The following is a 21845-nucleotide window of genomic DNA, read 5'->3' as shown; positions in this document are numbered from 1 at the left end:
TAAAAAACTTAAGAGAAGAAACAGTTGCCTTTTTTCCTTAATGGGATACCAGTATAGGAATAGAATATACACCATTGGGTTGATATATCCAAAAAAATTGAGCTTATTAAAGACTAATACCTGCACCAATATTAATAGTACAAATCTAATTACATTAATAAAGTAGCTATTGCGCATCATTATTGGTCTTGGCTTCTAATTCTATTATTTCTTCCCGTTGCACATTGTCCAATACATAAATGCTTTTTATAGCGGCCATATTGTTAAATAGCTTAATATCTATACTGTAGGAGCTTTGTGAGTTGTTTAAATCAAATTTCTTGATAATGCCAATCGGAATATTTTCAGGGAAGATGCTGGAACTTGCGCCCGTAACTATGGTGTCCCCAATTTTTAGAGGTACCAACCGTTCAATATCTACCAGTTGTACAGTATTGAAGTCTTTTGTGTCCCAAACCAATGAACCATAATGATTGGTGTTTTTGATTTTGGCGTTGATCCTGGATTTAGTGTTCAGGATACTCTGTACCGTTGCAAAATTTTTGGAGGTATTTTCTACTATTCCAAGGATGCCATTGGAGGTAATTACCCCCATATCGGGTTTAATTCCATTATTGCTTCCTTTGTTGATGGTAATATAATTACGGGGTAGTCCGTAACTGTTCTTTATTACTTGGGCAGCAATGACTTTGTAAATAATATTCGCAGTATCCAATTGCATGGAATCTTCCTTTTTTTGATTAAAAAGAAGGGTGTGCAAACGCTTATTTTCCTCCACCAATTTTTTGTTTTCCTCAACTAATCCAAAATAGGTGGTTATACTGCTTGTGGTTTTATAGATATTGCCAGTTAGCCAGTTGGAGGAATTAAAATACTTGGAACGGTGATAGGAATGGGATTGTACAGTGAGCGCCAAGGATATAGTCAACAAGAAAAGATATAGCAAGAAATTTTTATATCTTAATATAAAGTTGATAATCTGCTGCATTCACTTAAATTGTTTTGTAATTCCTAAATTGATCAATTGCCAAATAGGGTATTAATGCCTATTTGCTAATTGTTACCTTGTTATCAGGTAGTTCTAAGTGCAATGTATTAAATAAACTATTTAATTAAAATACTCTTGTATCGCTCCAAGTTTTTTAAAGCAATACCGGTACCCCTTACAACTGCTCTTAATGGATCTTCCGCGATATATACGGGTAGATCTGTTTTTTGGGACAAACGTCTGTCAAGTCCCCTAAGCATAGAACCACCACCGGCAAGATATATACCTGTATTATAGATATCTGCTGCTAATTCGGGAGGTGTTTGTGATAATGTTTCCATAACGGCATCTTCTACCCTTAGAATGGATTTGTCAAGAGCCTTGGCTATTTCTCGGTAGGAAATTGATACCTGTTTTGGTTTTCCGGTTAAAAGGTCTCTACCTTGAACCGACATTTCGTCCGGAGGGGTCTGTAAATCTTCCGTAGCAGAACCGATAGTAATTTTAATATTCTCAGCAGTACTCTCCCCAACATATAGGTTGTGTTGCGTACGCATATAATAGATAATATCGTTGGTAAATACATCACCTGCAATCTTAACGGATTTGTCGCAAACGATTCCGCCCAAGGCAATTACCGCAATTTCGGTAGTACCACCCCCTATATCAACGATCATATTTCCTTTGGGCTGCATTATATCCAAGCCAATACCAATGGCTGCAGCCATTGGTTCGTGAATAAGATAAACCTCTTTTCCGTTAACACGTTCGGCCGACTCCTTAACTGCTCGCATTTCCACTTCCGTAATACCGGAAGGGATACAAATGACCAATCTAAGTGCTGGCGGAAACCATTTTTTCTTTAATGCAGGAATGTTCTTTATAAACATCATAAGCATCTTTTCAGACGCATCAAAATCTGCAATTACCCCATCTTTAAGAGGGCGTATGGTTTTAATGTTTTCATGGGTCTTACCTTGCATCATATTGGCTTCCTTGCCTACGGCAATGATTTTACCACTTATTCTGTCCCTGGCTACAATAGATGGACTGTCTACCACCACTTTGTCGTTGTGAATGATGAGGGTGTTGGCAGTACCTAAGTCTATTGCAATCTCCTCGGTTAAGAAATCAAAGAATCCCATTGTATGTTATTGTATTTCGGATTAAAAGTCAGTTTGATCGTTAAATGTAATAAAATTAATGTTTAAAATGACGTGTGCCAGTCATTACCATAGCAATTCCATTTTCATTACAATAATCGATACTAAGTTGGTCCTTAATAGAACCTCCGGGTTGTATAACGCTGGTTACGCCGCTTTTATGCGCAATTTCCACGCAATCTGGAAACGGAAAAAAGGCGTCACTGGCCAATACAGCACCATTAAGGTCAAAATTAAAGGACTGAGCCTTGTGTATGGCTTGGTTTAGTGCATCAACACGAGAAGTTTGCCCTGTACCACTAGCGCACAATTGTTTGTTTTTTGCCAGTACAATGGTATTACTTTTTGTGTGTTTACAAAGTTTGGAGGCAAATATTAAATCTTCCAATTCCCTGTCCGTGGGTTTTTTATTGGTAGCATTGCTAAGGTCAGAAATTTGATCGGTCTTTTCATCCTTTTCCTGTACCAAAACCCCGTTTAAACATGTTTTAACGGTCATTTTTGGAAGGTCGACTTCATTCTGAACCAGGATTATTCTATTTTTCTTTCCTTTTAAAATATCCAGGGCTACAGGGGTATAGCTGGGTGCAATGACTACCTCACAGAAAAGATTGTGTATTTCTTCGGCAGTAGATTTGTCTATCTCTACGTTGCTGATCAAGATTCCTCCAAATGCGGATACGGGATCACCTGCCAGGGCATCTACATATGCTTGGTGAATTGTTGGTCTGGTTGCAAGACCACAGGCATTGTTGTGTTTTAAAATAGCGAAGGTAGGTTCGTCATTCTTAAATTCTTGGATAAGATTAACGGCAGCATCCACATCCAACAAATTGTTATAGGAAAGTTCCTTACCGTGAAGTTTGTTGAACATAGCGTCAAAATCACCAAAGAAAAACCCTTTTTGATGGGGGTTTTCTCCATAACGCAACACTTGTCCGTCAATTGCACTTAATTTAAATGAGGCCTCCTCATGATTCTTATTGAAATAATTAAAAATCGCTGAATCATAATGTGATGAAACGTTGAAAGATTTTGTAGCAAAACGTCTGCGGTCTTCCAAAGTAGTACTTCCATTACCTTTGGTTATCATTTCCAAGACTTCGTCGTAGTCGTTCATGGAAGAAACACAAAGTGTATCCTTGTAATTTTTGGCGGCTGCACGTATCAATGAAATACCACCAATATCTATTTTTTCAATAATATCTTGTTCAGAAGCTCCACTTGCAACTGTTTTCTCAAAAGGATATAGGTCTACTATTACAATATCCAACTGGGGAATTTCAAATTCCTTCAATTGGTCCTGATCACTTTTGTTGTCCTGACGGTTCAAAATTCCACCAAATACCTTAGGGTGCAATGTTTTAACCCTGCCGCCCAAAATAGATGGATAGCTGGTGACGTCCTCTACTGGCACTACATCAATTCCTAAATCCTTAATGAATACTTCGGTACCACCGGTAGAATAGATGGTAATTCCCAATTCATTAAACTTTTTTACCAATGGCTCTAAGCCATCTTTATGAAATACAGATATTAAGGCTGATGAAGCTTTTTTAGTGGTACTCATTTTGTTGTGATTGTTGTTATGGATTATAAGGACACAAATGTAATTTTTTTGTACTTAAAAATCAGTACGTTTATTAATAATCGCCCTAAAGTTTTAAAGAATTTTTGCTACCTCTTGGTTCACGTATTCCAAAAATCTTTCATCCTCTGGGGAAAATGGGTCTGGAGTATCGGAATCTATGTCTATTTGTCCAATATTTTCACCATTTAGAAATAGAGGGACTACAATTTCCGCTTTAACGGTTATGCTACAAGCTATATAATTGTCCTGGGCCTGTACATCGGGTACTACAAAGTTTTTATTGGAAACGGCAACCTGCCCACAAATGCCCTTTCCAAAAGGAATTATGGTGTGATCTGTAGGAGCGCCTGCATATGGGCCTAATTTTAACTCATCTTTATCACCATTCTTAAAATAGAAGCCTACCCAATTATAATAGGGAACATTCTCTTTTAGTAATTCGCAAATGGCCTGCATTTTCTCCGTATTACTTTTTTGATCATTACCTATAATCGCTGTAACCTTTGGTCTTAATGTAGTAAGCATAAAATTATTTTTTGCAAAAGTAGGGCTATTTCCAAATCTACTCTCCATTACGGATTCAAACTTTTGTTGCAGATTTACTTTGGGCAATTTTATCCTTAATTTTCAGTTAATATCTTATATGTAAAATATAGAGTTCCAACTTTTGATTATTTTTGCATTCATGAAACCAATGATTCAAAAAATACTAGCTATGGTGATGGCATTTTTTATGCTGGTCTCTACCGTTTCATGGACGATAGAGAAACACTATTGCTTTGGTTCCTTGGTCGATATTGCTTTCTTTCATGAGGCGGACACCTGTGGTATGGATATGGGGTTGGTTGATGCTATCTTTGACAAAAGGGGTAATTCTTGTTGTGACCATGAGGTTATTACTATCCCAGGGCAGGACGATTTAAAAATCTCCTACCATGACATTGATTTGGGTCAACAATTGTTCTTAGTGGCCTATGCAGCTTACTATATAAGTCAGTTTCAGCCCAAGGCACAGCCGCTTGTTCCGCATGCCGATTACCCACCGCCCATTTTGGTAAAGGATATCACTATCCTGGACCAGGTTTTTCTTATTTGATTTTATTTAGTTCTTAGTATTGTCGCTTTTCCGGTCATTGATTATGGAAAAGGACGGTTGTGTTTGTGCGTTTAATAATGAACTAATATTAAAAATATCAAGTGAAGAATTTTATTATAAGTATTTTATTGTGGATTCCTTTTTCGGCTATTTCCCAAAATAATATCGAGGGCATGGTCAAGGAAGCCAACCCTGAAAATAAGCATCTAGGGTTGGCAGGTGCCAATGTTTATTGGTTAAATTCCCAAACTGGTACCATCACTAAAGAGGATGGTAGCTTTGTTATTCCTTTTAAAAAGGAGTTTAATCGGCTGGTGATAAGCTATGTGGGATTTGAGTCGGACACCTTATTGGTGAATTCTCCTAAAATGATTCATCACTGGTTAAAGCCATCCAATGAGTTGAATGAGGTGGTGGTCCGGAAAAAGCGGGAATCGGTGCAGAAATCGTTTTTTAGCCCACAAAATGTGGTCACTATAAACAGTGCCGAATTATTAAAGGCAGCCTGTTGCAATCTCTCCGAAAGCTTTGAAACCAACCCGGCCATTGATGTTAATTTTTCCGATGCTCTTACAGGGACCAAACAAATTCAGATGTTGGGCCTTACAAGTCCTTATTTATTAATAACCCAAGAAAACATTCCTATGGTCCGGGGTGCTTCACAGGCCTATGGACTAACCTTTACACCTGGTACTTGGGTAGAAAGTATACAGATTACCAAAGGGGCCGGGAGTGTAGTTAACGGTTACGAAAGTATTTCGGGTCAAATAAATACGGAATTGGTGAAACCATTAACGGATAATTCCCTGTTTGTTAATGGTTATGCCAATATGAACGGTAGGTTGGAATTAAATACCCATCTGAACAAAAAATTGACCAATAAATGGAGTGCCGGACTCTATCTGCATGCCAACAGGAGGGATACCATGGAGGATGACAATGACGACGGTTTTTTGGAGGCTCCCGTGGGGAATCAAATAAATATTTTGAACAGGTGGCAATACCAGGATCCCAGTAAAGGTTGGGTGAGTTTTCTAAATCTTCGTTTTTTAAATGACGAAAAACAAGTAGGTGAGACCAATTTTGATCCTGCAAACGATAAATTCACTACCAATTCTTGGGGAAGCGAAATAAATACACAGCGGTTTGATACTTCCTTAAAATTAGGGTACGTATTTCCAGAGCTCCCTTTTCAAAGTTTTGGTTTTCAAACCTCCTATAGTCTGCACAAACAGGATTCCTATTTTGGTCTTAAACAATATAATATTGATCACGAAAGTATTTATTCCAATCTGTTGTTCAATTCCATAATTGGGGATACCAAGAGCAAATTTAAAACGGGCTTCACCTTTGCCTACGATGGTTATGGGGAATTGGTAAATTCATTGGATTACTCCCGAGTGGATAGATCTATAGGCGCATTTTTTGAATATAGTTATGATAATCTAAAGGAATGGAGTCTTACGGCAGGTATAAGGGTGGACAGCCATAATAATTTGGGGACCTTTGTTACTCCTAGAATACATGCGCGTTATATGCCCTGGGAAAGAGGTAGTTTCAGGGCATCTGTAGGAAGGGGGAAAAGGGCCGCCAATATCTTTGCCGAGAATCAACAATTATTCGCCTCATCCAGACAGATAAGACTGCTGGGAACCACGGGGAATATTTTTGGATTGGATCCGGAGGATGCTTGGAATTATGGTGCTAGTTTCTTACAGGGATTTAATTTGTTCAGCAGGGTAGGTAACATTACGGTGGATTACTACGTGACCGATTTTAAGAATCAAGTTGTGGTGGATTGGGAAAATCCACAGGAGGTTTCGTTTTATAATTTGGAAGGCAAGAGCATGGCCCATAGTTTCCAATTCGAAGTAAATCATAATATTTTAAGGAATGTGGAACTTAGGACGGCCTACAAATTTTATGATGTTGAAACTGATTACAACAGTGGCTCCCTGCAAAAGCCATTACAGGCCCAGCATCGATTTTTTGCCAATCTTGGGTATATCACGGTTGCTAAAGCCAATGGGTCTCATTGGCGTATGGATTATACCCTTCATACCTTGGGCAAACAACGCTTGCCGAATACAAGCAATAATCCCGAGGAGTATCAGTTAGGGGATTATTCACCTAGCTATAGTTTAATGAATGCACAGCTGACCAAAGTGTTCAATGAAAATTTGGAAATTTATGTGGGAGGGGAGAATTTAACCAATTTCACCCAAGTGAACCCAGTAGTGGCAGCAGACAATCCATTTGGCACTAGTTTTGACACGACAATGATATATGGTCCCGTCATGGGCAGGATGTTTTATGCAGGATTCAGGTATAAATTATAACTTTATTAAATATTAATTATTAAACATGAAAAGTATAGCAATGAAAAATTTAATAATAGGAGCCGTTTTTGGAGTATTGACCGTTACCGGTTATAGCCAGGAGAAAAACAAGAAAATGAGTTTCGAGGTCAATGGAAAATGTGTCATGTGCAAAGAAAGGATAGAGGAGGCTGCCTTAGGGGTAAAAGGGGTTAAATATGCTTTATGGGATATTCCAACGCATCAATTATCGGTTATTATTGATGAGCGAAAAACAAATTCGATGGCAATAAAAACTGCTATTGTAGGGGTAGGTCATGATACCAAGGAATTAAAGGCTACTGAGGAGGCTTATGAAAGCGTACATCCTTGTTGCAAGTATCGTGAGGATAATTCGGATGATGGACAACATCATGAGTAATGGAGGAACAATCTGGTTGTTCTTCTTATTATCCAATACTTAAAACAAAAAACCGCATTTGGAATTCCAAATGCGGTTTTTTTATCCTTGTAAATTGTAAGGCTTACATCATTCCTGGCATACCGCCACCCATTGGTGGGCCTGCAGGAGCGTCTTCCTTAATGTCTGTCAAAGCACATTCGGTAGTCAAGATCATACCGGCAACAGAGGCAGCATTTTCCAATGCAATTCTAGTTACTTTCTTAGGATCAATGATACCTGCTTTAATCATGTCAACATAGGTTTCTGATTTGGCATCATAACCAAAATCCCCTTTGCCTTCCAAAACTTTTGCAACTACTACAGATCCTTCTCCACCAGCATTTTCAACGATGGTTCTCAAAGGAGATTCTACAGCTCTGGCAACAATTTGTACACCTGTTTCCTCGTCAGCATTTTCAGTCTTTATTTTGCCAAGAACAGATTTAGCTCTTACCAAAGCAACACCTCCACCGGCAACAATGCCTTCTTCAACAGCTGCTCTTGTGGCGTGAAGGGCATCATCAACCCTGTCTTTTTTCTCTTTCATTTCTACTTCGGAAGCAGCGCCAACATAAAGAACGGCAACACCACCAGCTAATTTAGCCAAACGTTCCTGTAATTTCTCTTTGTCGTAATCAGAAGTGGTAGATTCGATTTGAGATTTAATTTGGTTTACCCTAGACTTAATAGTTTTTGGAACACCTGCACCATTTACAATAGTTGTATTATCCTTGTCAATTGTGATTTTTTCACAAGTACCAAGCATATCCAATGTGGCATTTTCCATAGTGAAGCCTCTTTCTTCAGCTATTACGGTACCACCTGTAAGGATAGCAATATCTTCCAACATTGCTTTTCTTCTGTCACCGAATCCTGGTGCCTTAACAGCAGCAATTTTTAAAGACCCTCTCAATTTGTTTACTACCAATGTAGCTAAAGCTTCACCGTCTACATCTTCTGCAATGATCAAAAGAGGTTTTCCAGATTGTGCTACTGGCTCCAATACTGGTAACAAATCCTTCATAGAAGAAATCTTCTTATCATATAATAATATGTAAGGATTCTCTAAATCGGCAGTCATTTTTTCCGAATCGGTAACGAAGTATGGAGAAAGATAACCCCTGTCAAATTGCATACCTTCAACAACATCAACGTAAGTATCTGTTCCTTTTGCTTCCTCAACAGTGATAACACCTTCTTTACCTACTTTTCCAAAAGCTTGGGCAATTAGGTCACCAATAGTCTCGTCGTTGTTGGATGAAATAGCGGCAACTTGTTTGATTTTTTCTGAAGAGTCACCTACTTTTTTGGTTTGCTTGGCCAAATCCTCAACAATAGCTTGTACCGCTTTGTCTATACCTCTTTTAAGGTCCATTGGATTAGCACCAGCTGCTACGTTCTTCAAGCCTTCTTTTACGATAGCTTGGGCAAGAACAGTGGCAGTAGTGGTACCATCACCTGCCAAATCATTGGTTTTGGAAGCAACTTCCTTAACCATTTGGGCACCCATGTTCTCAAGAGCATCTGCCAATTCAATTTCTTTGGCCACGGTAACCCCATCTTTGGTAATGGTTGGAGCACCAAACGATTTGCTGATGATTACGTTTCTACCCTTGGGTCCCAAGGTTACTTTTACTGCGTTTGCCAATGCATCGACACCTCTTTTGAGGCCGTCTCTTGCATCGATATCAAATTTTATATCTTTTGCCATAATTTAATTTCATTTATCATTCCAGATAAAACGGAATGAAATTAGTTATACTCTTTAGTTTGTTGTTTGGAATATTCCCAACTTTTAGGGAATAGGAGCAATGTTATATAATTGCTAAAATGTCGCTTTCGCGCATCATAAGATATTCGGTACCTTCAAGTTTTAACTCGGTACCGGCATACTTACCGTATAGCACCGTGTCCCCAACTTTAACGGTTACTTTTTCATCTTTGGTACCAGGACCAACGGCAACTACTTTACCTTTTTGCGGTTTTTCTTTTGCGGTATCTGGGATATAAAGACCTGATGCAGTCTTTGTTTCGGCAGCCATAGGTTCTATTAGAACTCTATCCGCTAATGGTTTAATGCTAACTTTAGCCATATTATTTAGATTTTATGTTTTTAAGTTTGATTATTGTAGGCAGAAATTATGCCATTGCCTTAAAACTGACACTTTGTTAAAATAAAAATGCCAGCTTGTCACGTAAGCTGGCATTTTTGATATTTTAAATGTGTTTTCTCCTAATTATTGAACACTGTCGGTGTTGTTTGTACCGTTAGTGGCAGGTGCAGAGATAGGTGTGTCTGGTAAAGCATCAGGTGCTGTAGTTTCAATAGGGTCCCCATTAAGCAATTTTGAATCGGAATCACTAAAACTTCCCTTTATTGCAACATTGGAAAGCAAAATTAAAACAACCAATATAGTTGCCAATGTCCAAGTACTTTTATCCAAAAAGTCTCCAGTTTTCTTTACCCCTCCTACAATTTGGGTTCCACCACCACCGAAGGAAGAGGACAATCCGCCACCTTTAGGGTTTTGCACCATAATAACAAGCATCAATAGGATGCAAACTAGGATGATCAGTACCAAGAATATTGTAAATGTTGTATTCATTATTTAATTATTTTCTTGTTGTATCTTTTCTACCGCTTTAATTCGGTCTGCAAAGAAACTACTTTTTTCTGGATATTTCAAACTTAAAATTTTGTAAGCCTGAATGGCCTTTTTATACTTCTTTTGTTCCAAATAAACTTTGGCCAAAGTAGCCGTCATCAATTCATTTTTATCAAAGGTAAGTGAGTCTTTGATAGGTACTTTGGTCGAATTTGGCTTAGGTACAATTTTTGGGTTTGTTTCAATAAATTTGTCGATCTGATCGAATTTTTTCTTTTTTAGCCTGTCTTCTTTTGGGGTTGATTTCGGCTGCTTATTATGTACTATCTTCTTCGTAGTATCAGATTCTGACTTCGGCTTGTGGGTCTTTTTAGAAGTTAATTGGAGCCATTCCCCGAATGAATACTTCTCTTTTTTGGTAAAATTCAATGGTTTCCCGATTTCCAGTGCCTCTTCAGCTTTTTTTTTATCGTCAGAAATAGATTTGTCTATTTCCGGGTCTTTTGAGGAAAAAAGGGAGGGATCCAGGATATTGTCCGCGTCTTTTACCGTCCTGGGCAAGGGTTCGTCTTCCGATTCTTCGATCAGTGCGCTTTCTTCCTTGAAGTCCGAAACTATCTCCTCCGAAATTGTTGGAGTATCATTTAAAGTAGTGGCTTTGCCCAAAATAGAATCTGCGATTGTATTTTGTAGAAAATCTTTAGAGGTAATAAAATCGAAAAGAATATCCCTGTCCGCCGTGTATGCCGCGGTTAATTTAAGGGCATTGTTGTATTTAAAACTGTTGAGGTTTTTAAGGCCTTTTAGGTGCATGGCCCTGGCTGCCTGGAAATATGGGTACTCGGCCAGTACATCTTCCAGTTGATTGGTCTGCACAGGGGAAACCACTTTGTCCGGGTTCTGCAATAGATATGTAAAGTCCTGTACGTTCATAAATTACCAATCTGCCAATGATTTATTAAAAATATCTTGGGTAATACGTTCAAAAATTATTTGATGTGCTTCATCCTTAACACTGGCCAATTGCGAATTGGCAGGGTAATCGTAAAAGAAGGAAAACCGTTGTTCAAAGTCGACATCTTCCTTGGTGTTGTTAAAGAACCTTACATTTACCCCTATACTCAACCTGTTTTGTGCAGCTGTTTGCTGGGAGGTGGCCGTCATGGGAGAAATACGATATTCCACAATTTCACCTTCGTAAAGCAAATCCCCATTGGACTTAACAAGATCCAGACTAGTCTGGTTTAATATTAGATCCTGAAGTGCCAAGGTAAAATCCCTGTCCATTCCAGGTTCAAAAGTAGATCCTGGATTTTGGGACGCGTAGTTCTGAAAATAATTTACTTGAAAGGTTTTGGCTGTTCCTACATCACCCCCGGTAAAGTTATAGATACCACAGCCAGAAATGCTTAGCACCAATACAAGCATTAAAATAATATGTTTACTCTTGATCATTAATTTCTTTTTGTATTTTTTACTGACTACTGACTACTGACTACTGACTACTGCTAAAGGTCGTACTGTTTTATTTTACGATAAAGGGTGCGTTCCGAGATGCCCAATTCTGCTGAGGCTGCTTTTCTTTTGCCCTTATTTCGTTCCAAGGATTTTTTTATGAGCTCTATTTCCTTATCCTGTAAAGATAGGGTTTCTTCCTCTTGTATTTCCTCTGCAAAATCATACTTATCTACTGGGGGAGTTTTAACAATCGGTTTTTCTGAATACGGCTCGGGAAGCTGTAAAATTTTATTTGTGCTTTCCTCTTGTTCCGTGTAATCTTCCTCATCGTCACCATAAATCTTTCGGATAAGATTTTCGTTTTCTTCCTGTACCTTCTCGCTGTCGTTGTGTTTAAGCAACTCCAGTGTTAATTTTTTTAAATCGTTCAAATCGCCTTTCATATCAAAAAGCACTTTGTACAATATTTCCCTTTCCGTACTAAAATCGCCCTCTTTTTTTTCTTTTCCAACAACGGCTGGCAAATTGGAATTGCTGGAATTGGGTAGGTAACCGTTTAAGGTAGCTAGGGTAATAAGCCTGCTTTCCTCCAAGACAGAAACCTGTTCCGCAATATTCCTTAACTGTCTAATGTTTCCAGGCCATCTGTATTTTAGCAACAGCTGTACCGCATCATCATCCAAGCGGATAGTGGGCATTTTGTATTTCTGACCAAAATCTGACGCAAATTTCCTGAATAATAAGTGTATGTCTTCCTTGCGCTCGCGTAAGGGGGGGATGTTGATTTCAACAGTACTCAGACGATAATATAGGTCTTCCCTAAATTTTTCCTTTTTAATGGCTTCGAACATGTTGATATTGGTCGCAGCCACAATTCTTACATCTGTTTTTTGTACCTGGGAGGAGCCTACTTTTAAAAATTCACCATTTTCCAATACCCTTAAAAGGCGTACTTGGGTGGTCAAAGGCAGTTCTCCAACTTCATCCAAAAATATGGTTCCGCCATCGGCTACCTCAAAATAACCGCTTCTAGTGGCCGTTGCTCCGGTAAAAGCACCTTTTTCATGTCCAAAAAGCTCACTGTCTATGGTGCCTTCGGGAATAGCTCCACAGTTGACAGCTATATATTTAGCGTGTTTTCTGTGTGAAAGGGAGTGAATTATTTTAGGAAGAGCTTCCTTTCCAACACCGCTTTCGCCGGTTACCAATACGGAGATATCCGTCGGTGCCACTTGGATGGCTTTTTCAATGGCACGATTAAGTTTTACATCGTTGCCAATTATTTCAAAGCGCTGTTTTATTGATTGAATCGATTCCATCTTCTAATTGTTATTGGAATACCCTACAGGTCTACCTATTAGAGTACCCGAGGTGCAATCTGTAATTTCGACCTTTACAAAATCGCCTTTTTTATAATTTTCCTTAGGAAATACCACAACAAAGCTTTGGGAGTTTCTTCCCATCCAATCCAAATCGGATTTTTTGGAGGAACCCTCTATCAGAACCTCCACAGTTTTTCCAAGTTGTTGTTTGCTCCTGATATGACTGTGTTCCCTTTGTAGGGCAATGATCTCCGTTAATCTTCTATTTTTTACTTCTTGAGGCACATCGTCTACCATATTCCTGGCCGCAGCGGTGCCAGGCCTTTCGGAATAGGCGTACATATACCCATAATCATATTGTATCTCCTTCATTAAAGACAGTGTATCCTGATGGTCTTCTTCCGTTTCGGACGGAAAACCTGTGATCATATCTTGGGATATAGTGCAATCCGGAATTATTTCCTTAATATTTTTAACCAGTTCCAGATACTCTTCCCTGGTGTGTAATCTGTTCATTTCCTTTAAAATCCTATTGCTTCCGCTTTGCACGGGCAAATGAATGTAATTACAGATATTCTGATATTTTGCTACAATTCTAACCACATCCAAGGTCATATCCTGCGGATTGGAAGTAGAAAATCGGATACGCAATTTTGGTTGCGCCAAGGCTACCAATTCCAATAGATTGGAAAAATTAACAGCCGTTGCTTTTTGCATTTCCGTCGCTTTTTCGAATCCCTTTTTTAATCCACCGCCATACCAAAGGTAGCTGTCCACATTTTGTCCCAACAGTGTAATTTCCTTAAATCCTTTACTGGCAAGGTCGTTTACTTCTTCTAAAATGGATTGTGGGTCTCGGCTGCGTTCCCGTCCCCGGGTAAAGGGAACTACGCAAAAAGTACACATATTATCACAACCACGGGTAATGGATACAAAGGCAGTAACGCCATTGGTATTGAGACGTACCGGGGAGATGTCCCCATAGGTTTCCTCTTTGGATAGGATTACGTTTACTGCATTTCTGCCATCATCCACCTCTTGAATAAGATTGGGCAAGTCCTTATAAGCATCCGGGCCTACTACCATATCCACAATTTTTTCTTCCTCCAGTAATTTCGTTTTTAGCCTTTCTGCCATACAGCCAAGAACACCTACCTTCATATGTGGCCTGTGTCTTTTAACGGCATTAAACTTTTCCAATCGCTTGCGAATGGTGAGTTCCGCCTTTTCGCGGATAGAACAGGTATTTACCAATACCAAGTCGGCATCTTCTAAATCCTGGGTAGTGCTAAAGCCTTCATTGGCCAGTATAGAGGCAACAATTTCACTATCTGAAAAGTTCATGGCGCAACCATAGCTTTCTATATATAGTTTTCTAGTGCTATTTTCTTTTTCCGCAATGGTTATGGCAGTTCCTTGAACAGATTCGTCTATAGTCTTCTCCATTTTATTATGCATTCATCGTCATCTTTAAGAGTTTGCAAAGATAGTATTATATGCCTAAATATGACATATTGACAGTTAAAAATTTCTCAAAAATCCACGCAACTTTATAAGTCCAATGGTATCTCTTCAGAGTAATCCCAATAACTTTAACAATATGAGAAACATAATATTACTATTTTTTGTACTGGCTACCCTTGGGATTGTTTCCTGTAATGATGAGGATGATGGCAAATATGCCGAGTACTTGGTGGCCAAGCCGATAACCATGAGCAAAGCCGATTTTAAAAAGGATGTAGATATCATAGCTCCCATTCCTTTAAACGAATCCGGAAAAATTTATGTATATGGGGAATTTATATTTGTCAATGACAAATATAAAGGGGTTCACGTAGTGGATAATAGCAATCCCAAAGCCCCTAAGAAAATAGCCTTTATTAAAATACCTGGAAACGTTGATGTCTCGGTAAAGGGTGATTATTTATATGCCGATAGTATTACCGATTTGATCGTTCTCGATATATCCGATATCAATAATGTTAAAATGGTAAACCGTTTGGAGGATGTTCTAAGGGATAATGTGGTTTTTCCTTTTGAGGTAGATATTTATGAATGGCAGGATATAGACTATCAGAACGACATTGTAATTGGATGGGAAACGATAAAAGAAAGAAGGCTGATAGAAGAAGTGGAAGTTCAGTTTTCACGTGAGTTTGATATTATGCTGGCCAATGCCTCCCAAAATGCTTCACCTACAGGGCAAGGCGGGTCCTTGGCTCGCTTTAAAATAGTAAACGATTATTTGTACGCTGTGGATAGTCATAATATTAATGTATTCAATATTCAGGACTTGGAGAATCCCAAGGATTTGGAGGACGTTTATGCCGGTTTTGACATTGAAACAATCTTTAATAGAGGTGATCAATTATTTTTAGGGAGCATGCGCGGTATGTATATTTATGATATCTCATCACCGGCCACACCTACCTTGATTTCCGAATTTCAGCACGGAACAGCCTGTGATCCTGTGGTGGTTGATGGCGATTATGCCTATGTAACCCTAAGGGGAGGCAATATGTGCGGTGCCACGGAAAGTGGCCTCTTTATCGTAGATATTTCAGATATTACAAACCCCGAATTGGTTAAGACCTATCCCCTGGATGGTCCTTATGGCTTGGGGATAAAAGCTGAAAAACTATTTGTTTGTGACGGGACTTCGGGACTTAAGGTCTATGATAAAACAGATGTTCAAAATTTGGTGCAGCTAAATCATTTCAAAGATATCAATACTTTTGATGTTATTCCAATGGAGGATAATTTGCTAATGATCGGGGAAGAAGTCATTTATCAATATGAATATTTGGAAAATAAAATAAAGCTTATAAGCACATTTAAGCTTAATTAATAGATGCGAAATAATTTAAAACACCCCTTGAAATAGGGGTGTTTTTTTATGGTGGTACAAATGAAAATCCGTTAAATAAAAAAATTGATATACTTTTGTGTCACCAAAAACTAGTTAATGGCAAAGAATTTAGTAATCGTAGAGTCCCCGGCTAAAGCAAAAACAATTGAAAAATTTTTAGGAAAGGATTATAAGGTAGAGTCCAGTTTTGGGCATATTGCCGATTTACCTTCCAAAGAATTGGGAGTGGATGTGGATAATAATTTTGCCCCTAAATATATTGTTGACAAGGATAAAAAAGCCTTGGTGAAAAAACTTAGGGATTTGGCGGACAAAGCCGAAACTATATGGCTCGCTAGTGATGAGGACCGGGAGGGAGAGGCTATTTCCTGGCACTTGGCCGAGGAGTTAAAGTTGGATAAGAATAAAACCAAGAGGATAGTATTTAATTCCATTACAAAATCTGCCATTCAGAAGGCAATTGAAAATCCTAGGGAAATAAATTACAATTTGGTCAACGCCCAACAGGCCAGAAGAGTGTTGGATAGATTGGTGGGTTATGAACTTTCCCCCGTACTGTGGAAAAAAATTAAACCGGGATTATCTGCGGGTAGGGTTCAATCTGTAGCGGTTAGGTTGATTGTGGAAAGGGAACGGGATATAGAAGCCTTTAATCCTGAAGCAGCGTTTAGAACATCGGCCGAATTCAAAACCAATGAGGGCAGTATATTTACAGCCAAGTTAAATAAGACCTATGCCAGCCAGAAAGAGGCGGAAGCTTTCCTTAAGGAAAATATAGGAGCCAATTTTTCCGTTGCTTCACTGGATAAGAAACCGGCCAAAAAATCACCGGCTGCTCCATTTACAACTTCAACATTACAGCAAGAAGCATCAAGGAAATTGTATTTTTCAGTTTCAAGGACCATGCAGGTGGCACAACGCTTGTACGAGGCAGGGTTAATAACCTATATGAGAACGGATAGTGTTAATCTTTCCAAAGATGCCATAGATGCGGCAAAGGATGCCATTATAAGTAATTACGGTAAAGAGTACAGTAAGGTTAGGAATTTTACCGGAAAATCCAAGGGTGCGCAGGAGGCCCATGAGGCCATTCGACCAACGGAGATGACCAATCAGTCCCCTTCTTTGGAAAGGGATCAATCCAAACTATACGAACTTATTTGGAAACGTACCTTGGCCTCACAAATGAGTGATGCAGAATTGGAACGCACCAATGTTAAAATAAAATCCAATACCCATAAAGAAGAATTTACCGCTAACGGGGAGGTAATCAAATTTGATGGTTTTCTAAAGGTATACTTGGAAGGAACAGATGAAGAAGATATAAGTGAAGAGCAGGAAGGAATGCTTCCGGCAATGAAAGAGGGTGAAAAGCTAATTAACAATTATATAACGGCAACAGAGCGCTTTTCCAGGGCTCCATATAGATTTACGGAAGCGTCTTTGGTAAAGAAACTGGAAGAACTTGGAATAGGAAGACCGTCTACCTATGCGCCTACTATTTCCACAATTCAAAATAGAGGCTATGTAGAGAAGGGTACCATTGAGGGCACGGAGAGGAATTACGTACAGTTATTGTTGAAATCCGATAAACTTACTGCCAAAGATTTATCCGAAAATGTGGGATCCGACAAAGGTAAATTGGTCCCAACAGATATTGGAATGATAGTAACCGATTTCTTGGTAAGTCATTTCGAAACAATTTTGGATTATCATTTCACGGCTAAAGTGGAAGAAGATTTTGATGAGATTGCTTCAGGGGATGAGGATTGGCAAAAAGTATTGAAGGATTTTTATGGGGATTTTCACCCCAAGGTACTGGATGTGGAAGAAAATGCCGATAGGGCCAGTGGCGAACGTGTTTTGGGGACCGATCCCAAGACCGGAAGACAGGTCTCGGTAAGATTGGGCCGCTTTGGACCCATGGTGCAAGTAGGTACCGTAGATGATGAGGAAAAACCGTTGTTTGCCAGTCTGTTACCGGACCAGTCCCTAAATACCATTAGCTATGAAGAAGCTATGGATCTGTTTAAGTTGCCAAGAAAACTTGGAGAGTACGAAGGGGAGGAAGTAGAAGCCAATGTAGGTAGGTTTGGTCCCTATATAAGATTTGGCAAAAAGTTTGTTTCCCTTGGCAAGGATGAAAATGCCATGGAGATAGATATGGACCGCGCTGTAGAGCTTATTAAGGAGAAACAAAAAGCAGATGCCCCTATAACTACCTACGAGGACAAGGATGTTACCAAAGGAGTTGGTAGGTTTGGACCATTTATTAAATGGGACGGAATGTTTATCAATGTAAGTAAGAAATATGACTTTGATAATCTTTCCAAACAGGATATTGAAGAGATCATAGAGGCCAAAAAACAAAAGGAAATTGATAAGTTGATCCAGGAATGGCCAGAGGAAGGAATTCGTATAGAAAAGGCGAGATGGGGAAGGCATTCCATTATTAAGGGTAAAATAAAAGTGGAGGTGTCCAAAGATGTGGATGCTACCAAGATTTCCCTTAAAGAAGCACAGGAATTAATAGCAAAAAAAGCACCTAAGAAAAAAACTAAAGCGAAACCTAAGGCTAAAAAATAATATGGCATTCGATTTTTTAGTACCCGTTAGTGATAGGGTATTGGCCCACTGCGAATTACTACCGGCCCAAGCATTGGGGAAACACGTTTATATGCATACTGCACGGCATGGTCTTCCGGTATTGGCAAATGTTAGTGTAGCTATACTGGGAGTTAACGAATCCAGGAATGCTTTCGAGAAGAAACCAGAACGACTGGATATCTCGGAAATCAGGCTTCAGCTTTATAATTTAATGTTGGGCAATTGGAACTGTTCCATTGTAGATTTGGGCGATATAGAGGAAGGTGAGACCGTAGAGGACACCTATTTCGTAGTTAAGGAAATTGTTGCCGGATTATTGGAAGAAAATATTATTCCCATTGTAATTGGCGCTACCCAAGACCTAACCTATCCCACTTATAGGGCTTTTGACGGACTTAAAAATATGGTCAATTTGGTGTCAATAGACAGCAGGTTCGATTTTGGGATGGACGAAGAACTTATTTCTTCCCATTCCTATATGAGTAAAATAATTACCGACAAACCCAACAATCTTTTTAATTTTTCCAATATAGGGTATCAAAGTTATTTTAATTCCCAGGAAGAATTGGACCTTATGGAACGACTTTTCTTTGATTCCTATAGGTTGGGGGAATTAATTTCCAACATTACCCTGGCAGAACCTGTGCTAAGGAATGCCCATGTGGTAAGTTTGGATGCACGTGCCATACGTGCCGCCGATATAGGCTATTCCAGAAATTTTTCACCCAACGGTTTTAACGGGAGGGAAATTTGTGCCATAGCAAGATATGCCGGTATAAGCGATAATGTATCCGTTTTTGGGATATACGAATGCGAGAATAGTAATCAATCCTTTCAACTTGTCGCACAAATAATATGGTATTTTATAGAGGGGCTGAACTTTAGGATTCAAGAGTTGCCCAATAGTAGTAACGACTTCACCAAGTATACCGTACCTACCGAAGATGAGTCCCTTATCTTCTATAAAAGTCATCTTAGCGAAAGATGGTGGGTAGAGGTACCTTCAATTTTAACTTCACATACTAAAACAAATTCACCTGCGTTATTACCATGCACCGAATTGGATTATCTAGATGCATGTAATCAAAATATTCCTGAGCGGTGGTTTAAAGCCTACAAAAAAGGGTTTAATTGAAATAATAATTTTAGGGTATAAAACAAATTTTATACAATAAATTATTTAAAAATAAGTTTTAGAGAATAATACTTGTGTTTGCTTTTATAATCATAATCGAAATTTAACCTAACGTATGAAGAAGCTATTGTTGTCATCTATAGCATTTGTTTTTTTACTCTCAAGTTGTGGGTCCAAAACAAAAGGAGAGCTGGTCGGAGCTCAAGGAAAAAAGTGGTATCCCGAAAAACCCTATGGTATGGAATTGATTCCTAGAGGAGCGTTCATCATGGGTAAAAGTGAGGAGGATCAGGCTCAGACACAAAACGCCCCGACAAAGACTGTTACTGTTCGATCTTTCTACATGGATGATACGGAAATTACGAATAGCGAATATCGCCAATTTGTAGAATGGGTCAAAGATTCCATTGCAAGAACAAAATTGGCTATACTAGCAGATGAATTAGGATTAGGTCCAGATGATGGAGGTATAGGCGAATATGCCTTTAAGGATGCCGATACCACAAAATTATCTGCCTACGATAAATATATGCTGAACAACTATTCCGGTATGGGCGAAACAGGCTACGAAGGTAGGGCGTTGAACAAAAGGGTAGATTTAATATGGGATATATCTAAATATCCTGATGAGTATTACACCGAAGTCATGGTAGATTCCATGTACTTGCCAGAAGAAGAATCTTATAACGGGCAACGTAATATAGATGTTACCAAATTGAAATACAAGTACACCTGGATGGATATTGAAGCAGCAGCTCGTGCCAAAAAGGGAAGTAGAAAGGATTTCATAAAACAGGAAGAATTGGAAATATATCCGGATACCACGGTATGGATAAAGGATTTTTCATATTCCTATAATGAACCAATGCACAACGATTACTTCTGGCATGATGCCTATAGTGATTATCCTGTAGTGGGTGTTTCATGGCAACAGGCCCAGGCTTTTTGTAACTGGAGAACTAAATACAAGAACGACGATCAAAAAAGTAGAGGCAAGCAATTTGTCAACCGCTTTAGATTACCGACCGAAGCGGAATGGGAATATGCTGCTAGAGGAGGTATAGAAGGTGGAACATACCCATGGGGTGGTCCTTATGTAATCAGTGATACTGGTTGTTTTATGGCCAACTTTAAGCCTCAACGAGGGGATTATGCTGCCGATCAGGCCTTGTACACAGTAGAGGCGAAGGCCTATGAGCCCAACGATTATAACCTATACAACATGGCTGGTAACGTTTCTGAATGGACGAATAGTAGTTATGACCCAAATTCATACGAATATGTGTCTACGATGAATCCAAATGCAGAATCTACCAATAATGCAAGAAAAGTTATAAGAGGAGGATCTTGGAAAGATGTTGCTTATTTCCTACAGGTAAGTACCAGAGATTACGAATACCAGGATTCTGCACGTAGTTACATCGGTTTTAGAACCGTACAGGATTACATGGGAGAAGAAGATTCTACCAATTAAAATATAAAATAAAGAAGACCTTTATATTAAATCAAACGTTAAACCAAATACTTATTATTAACATTACTTAATTAAATTTAAAATTATGGCACAGTCAAAATCAACTAAGAAATTATTTAACATGGCCTACGGCCTTGGTGCATCTGTAGTAATTATAGGAGCATTATTTAAGATCCTTCACTGGCAATTTGGCCCACTTACGGGAGGACTGTTATTGGCAATCGGACTTATTACCGAAGCATTAATTTTTGCTATTAGTGCATTTGAACCAGTAGATGACGAATACGATTGGTCATTGGTGTATCCAGAATTAAGTGGAGGAGCGGCTTCAGGAAAATCAAATTCCAATGCTGAAATGAAGGAAGCAGAAGCATCTTTATCCAAAAAATTGGATGATTTGTTAAAAGAAGCTGGTGTAGATGCCAGTCTTATGGAAAGTCTTGGATCTAGCATTAGAAACTTTGAAGGAGCTGCCAAGGGAATTGCTCCAACAGTTGATGCAATGGAGTCTACTAAAAAGTATTCTGATGAAATGGTACAAGCTGCCTCTCAAATGGAATCTTTGAACAGTCTTTATAAAGTTCAGTTGGAAAGCGCAAGCAGACAAGCGTCTATCAACGAGGAAGTGGTACAGAATTCAAGTGCCTTAAAAGATCAAATGGAATCTTTGGCAACCAACCTTTCTTCTTTGAATGGAGTATACGGTGGTATGTTATCTGCAATGAATAGAAACTAATTAGTTATAATTCAATAACCAAACCCAAATCGATTAATAA

At 38.9% G+C, this 21845-nt stretch carries 19 protein-coding genes; 8 read left to right on the top strand and 11 right to left on the bottom strand.

The genetic code is table 11. The annotated features are described in order from the left end of the window. Positions 1–166 precede the first annotated feature (166 nt). The 4 genes from mreC to H4O18_RS00175 form a co-directional block, all read right to left on the bottom strand. Positions 167–988: a rod shape-determining protein MreC gene (mreC, locus tag H4O18_RS00190; RefSeq protein ID WP_187581088.1), complete on the bottom strand. Its 822-nt coding sequence runs from the start codon at positions 986–988 to the stop codon at positions 167–169. Between the two features lie 116 nt (positions 989–1104). Continuing rightward, complete coding sequence (locus H4O18_RS00185; protein WP_103439675.1) at positions 1105–2133, bottom strand: rod shape-determining protein; 1029 nt, start codon at positions 2131–2133, stop codon at positions 1105–1107. Positions 2134–2188: 55 nt separating this feature from the next. Beyond that, a complete protein-coding gene (gene purH / locus H4O18_RS00180) occupies positions 2189–3721 on the bottom strand; it encodes a bifunctional phosphoribosylaminoimidazolecarboxamide formyltransferase/IMP cyclohydrolase (protein ID WP_187581087.1) in 1533 nt (510 codons plus the stop codon). A gap of 93 nt (positions 3722–3814) precedes the next feature. After that, positions 3815–4267 carry a GAF domain-containing protein gene (locus tag H4O18_RS00175; protein WP_187581086.1) on the bottom strand — a complete coding sequence of 151 codons (453 nt, stop codon included), beginning with the start codon at positions 4265–4267 and terminating at the stop codon, positions 3815–3817. A gap of 160 nt (positions 4268–4427) precedes the next feature. Here H4O18_RS00175 and H4O18_RS00170 point away from each other — a divergent pair, with 160 nt between their 5' ends. The 3 genes from H4O18_RS00170 (at position 4428) to H4O18_RS00160 (ending at position 7577) form a co-directional block, all read left to right on the top strand. Continuing rightward, complete coding sequence (locus tag H4O18_RS00170) at positions 4428–4838, top strand: HYC_CC_PP family protein (protein ID WP_187581085.1); 411 nt, start codon at positions 4428–4430, stop codon at positions 4836–4838. 173 nt (positions 4839–5011) lie between these two features. Then, positions 5012–7177, top strand: a complete 2166-nt coding sequence (locus H4O18_RS00165) for a TonB-dependent receptor (protein ID WP_187581635.1) — start codon at positions 5012–5014, stop codon at positions 7175–7177. Between the two features lie 40 nt (positions 7178–7217). Continuing rightward, positions 7218–7577 carry a heavy-metal-associated domain-containing protein gene (locus H4O18_RS00160; RefSeq protein ID WP_187581084.1) on the top strand — a complete coding sequence of 120 codons (360 nt, stop codon included), beginning with the start codon at positions 7218–7220 and terminating at the stop codon, positions 7575–7577. A 103-nt stretch (positions 7578–7680) separates the two neighbouring features. Here the strand turns inward: H4O18_RS00160 and groL are convergent, their stop codons facing one another. From groL to miaB, 7 genes are all read right to left on the bottom strand, one after another. After that, entirely contained in the window at positions 7681–9309 is a 1629-nt protein-coding gene (gene groL / locus H4O18_RS00155; protein WP_187581083.1) for a chaperonin GroEL, read from the bottom strand. A gap of 103 nt (positions 9310–9412) precedes the next feature. Beyond that, positions 9413–9691, bottom strand: a complete 279-nt coding sequence (locus tag H4O18_RS00150) for a co-chaperone GroES (protein WP_072860635.1) — start codon at positions 9689–9691, stop codon at positions 9413–9415. A 144-nt stretch (positions 9692–9835) separates the two neighbouring features. After that, positions 9836–10204: a preprotein translocase subunit SecG gene (secG, locus tag H4O18_RS00145; RefSeq protein WP_103439681.1), complete on the bottom strand. Its 369-nt coding sequence runs from the start codon at positions 10202–10204 to the stop codon at positions 9836–9838. A gap of 3 nt (positions 10205–10207) precedes the next feature. Beyond that, positions 10208–11137, bottom strand: coding sequence for a hypothetical protein (locus H4O18_RS00140; RefSeq protein WP_187581082.1), 930 nt, complete (start codon positions 11135–11137; stop codon positions 10208–10210). Positions 11138–11140: 3 nt separating this feature from the next. Next, the gene (locus tag H4O18_RS00135) at positions 11141–11659 is read right to left on the bottom strand and encodes an LptE family protein (RefSeq protein WP_187581081.1); all 519 of its coding nucleotides are present in this window, start codon (positions 11657–11659) and stop codon (positions 11141–11143) included. A gap of 53 nt (positions 11660–11712) precedes the next feature. Further along, positions 11713–12981 (bottom strand): sigma-54 interaction domain-containing protein, encoded by a 1269-nt coding sequence (locus H4O18_RS00130; protein WP_187581080.1) that lies wholly within the window; start codon positions 12979–12981, stop codon positions 11713–11715. A 3-nt stretch (positions 12982–12984) separates the two neighbouring features. Then, complete coding sequence (gene miaB / locus H4O18_RS00125) at positions 12985–14430, bottom strand: tRNA (N6-isopentenyl adenosine(37)-C2)-methylthiotransferase MiaB (protein ID WP_187581634.1); 1446 nt, start codon at positions 14428–14430, stop codon at positions 12985–12987. 154 nt (positions 14431–14584) lie between these two features. Here miaB and H4O18_RS00120 point away from each other — a divergent pair, with 154 nt between their 5' ends. The 5 genes from H4O18_RS00120 to porL all read left to right on the top strand — a co-directional run bounded on the left by H4O18_RS00120 (position 14585) and on the right by porL (position 21805). Continuing rightward, complete coding sequence (locus tag H4O18_RS00120; RefSeq protein WP_187581079.1) at positions 14585–15832, top strand: LVIVD repeat-containing protein; 1248 nt, start codon at positions 14585–14587, stop codon at positions 15830–15832. 117 nt (positions 15833–15949) lie between these two features. Next, entirely contained in the window at positions 15950–18439 is a 2490-nt protein-coding gene (gene topA, locus H4O18_RS00115; protein WP_187581078.1) for a type I DNA topoisomerase, read from the top strand. Position 18440: 1 nt separating this feature from the next. Next, the gene (locus H4O18_RS00110; protein WP_187581077.1) at positions 18441–19595 is read left to right on the top strand and encodes a formimidoylglutamase; all 1155 of its coding nucleotides are present in this window, start codon (positions 18441–18443) and stop codon (positions 19593–19595) included. A 115-nt stretch (positions 19596–19710) separates the two neighbouring features. Then, a complete protein-coding gene (gene porK / locus H4O18_RS00105) occupies positions 19711–21069 on the top strand; it encodes a T9SS ring complex lipoprotein PorK/GldK (protein ID WP_187581076.1) in 1359 nt (452 codons plus the stop codon). A gap of 85 nt (positions 21070–21154) precedes the next feature. Beyond that, positions 21155–21805, top strand: coding sequence for a type IX secretion system motor protein PorL/GldL (gene porL / locus H4O18_RS00100; RefSeq protein ID WP_187581075.1), 651 nt, complete (start codon positions 21155–21157; stop codon positions 21803–21805). The last annotated feature ends 40 nt before the right edge of the window (positions 21806–21845 follow it).

It is taken from the genome of Arenibacter arenosicollis (assembly GCF_014397245.1).
Taxonomy (GTDB): domain Bacteria; phylum Bacteroidota; class Bacteroidia; order Flavobacteriales; family Flavobacteriaceae; genus Arenibacter; species Arenibacter arenosicollis.
This window is presented reverse-complemented; position numbering and strand designations above follow the sequence as displayed.

What these genes read in the sequence shown, in the direction of transcription:
- mreC (WP_187581088.1), bottom strand. Translation starts at nt 988, where the DNA reads ATGCAGCAGATTATCAACTTTATATTAAGATATAAAAATTTCTTGCTA.
- H4O18_RS00185 (WP_103439675.1), bottom strand. Translation starts at nt 2,133, where the DNA reads ATGGGATTCTTTGATTTCTTAACCGAGGAGATTGCAATAGACTTAGGT.
- purH (WP_187581087.1), bottom strand. Translation starts at nt 3,721, where the DNA reads ATGAGTACCACTAAAAAAGCTTCATCAGCCTTAATATCTGTATTTCAT.
- H4O18_RS00175 (WP_187581086.1), bottom strand. Translation starts at nt 4,267, where the DNA reads ATGCTTACTACATTAAGACCAAAGGTTACAGCGATTATAGGTAATGAT.
- H4O18_RS00170 (WP_187581085.1), top strand. Translation starts at nt 4,428, where the DNA reads ATGAAACCAATGATTCAAAAAATACTAGCTATGGTGATGGCATTTTTT.
- H4O18_RS00165 (WP_187581635.1), top strand. Translation starts at nt 5,012, where the DNA reads ATGGTCAAGGAAGCCAACCCTGAAAATAAGCATCTAGGGTTGGCAGGT.
- H4O18_RS00160 (WP_187581084.1), top strand. Translation starts at nt 7,218, where the DNA reads ATGAAAAATTTAATAATAGGAGCCGTTTTTGGAGTATTGACCGTTACC.
- groL (WP_187581083.1), bottom strand. Translation starts at nt 9,309, where the DNA reads ATGGCAAAAGATATAAAATTTGATATCGATGCAAGAGACGGCCTCAAA.
- H4O18_RS00150 (WP_072860635.1), bottom strand. Translation starts at nt 9,691, where the DNA reads ATGGCTAAAGTTAGCATTAAACCATTAGCGGATAGAGTTCTAATAGAA.
- secG (WP_103439681.1), bottom strand. Translation starts at nt 10,204, where the DNA reads ATGAATACAACATTTACAATATTCTTGGTACTGATCATCCTAGTTTGC.
- H4O18_RS00140 (WP_187581082.1), bottom strand. Translation starts at nt 11,137, where the DNA reads ATGAACGTACAGGACTTTACATATCTATTGCAGAACCCGGACAAAGTG.
- H4O18_RS00135 (WP_187581081.1), bottom strand. Translation starts at nt 11,659, where the DNA reads ATGATCAAGAGTAAACATATTATTTTAATGCTTGTATTGGTGCTAAGC.
- H4O18_RS00130 (WP_187581080.1), bottom strand. Translation starts at nt 12,981, where the DNA reads ATGGAATCGATTCAATCAATAAAACAGCGCTTTGAAATAATTGGCAAC.
- miaB (WP_187581634.1), bottom strand. Translation starts at nt 14,430, where the DNA reads ATGGAGAAGACTATAGACGAATCTGTTCAAGGAACTGCCATAACCATT.
- H4O18_RS00120 (WP_187581079.1), top strand. Translation starts at nt 14,585, where the DNA reads ATGAGAAACATAATATTACTATTTTTTGTACTGGCTACCCTTGGGATT.
- topA (WP_187581078.1), top strand. Translation starts at nt 15,950, where the DNA reads ATGGCAAAGAATTTAGTAATCGTAGAGTCCCCGGCTAAAGCAAAAACA.
- H4O18_RS00110 (WP_187581077.1), top strand. Translation starts at nt 18,441, where the DNA reads ATGGCATTCGATTTTTTAGTACCCGTTAGTGATAGGGTATTGGCCCAC.
- porK (WP_187581076.1), top strand. Translation starts at nt 19,711, where the DNA reads ATGAAGAAGCTATTGTTGTCATCTATAGCATTTGTTTTTTTACTCTCA.
- porL (WP_187581075.1), top strand. Translation starts at nt 21,155, where the DNA reads ATGGCACAGTCAAAATCAACTAAGAAATTATTTAACATGGCCTACGGC.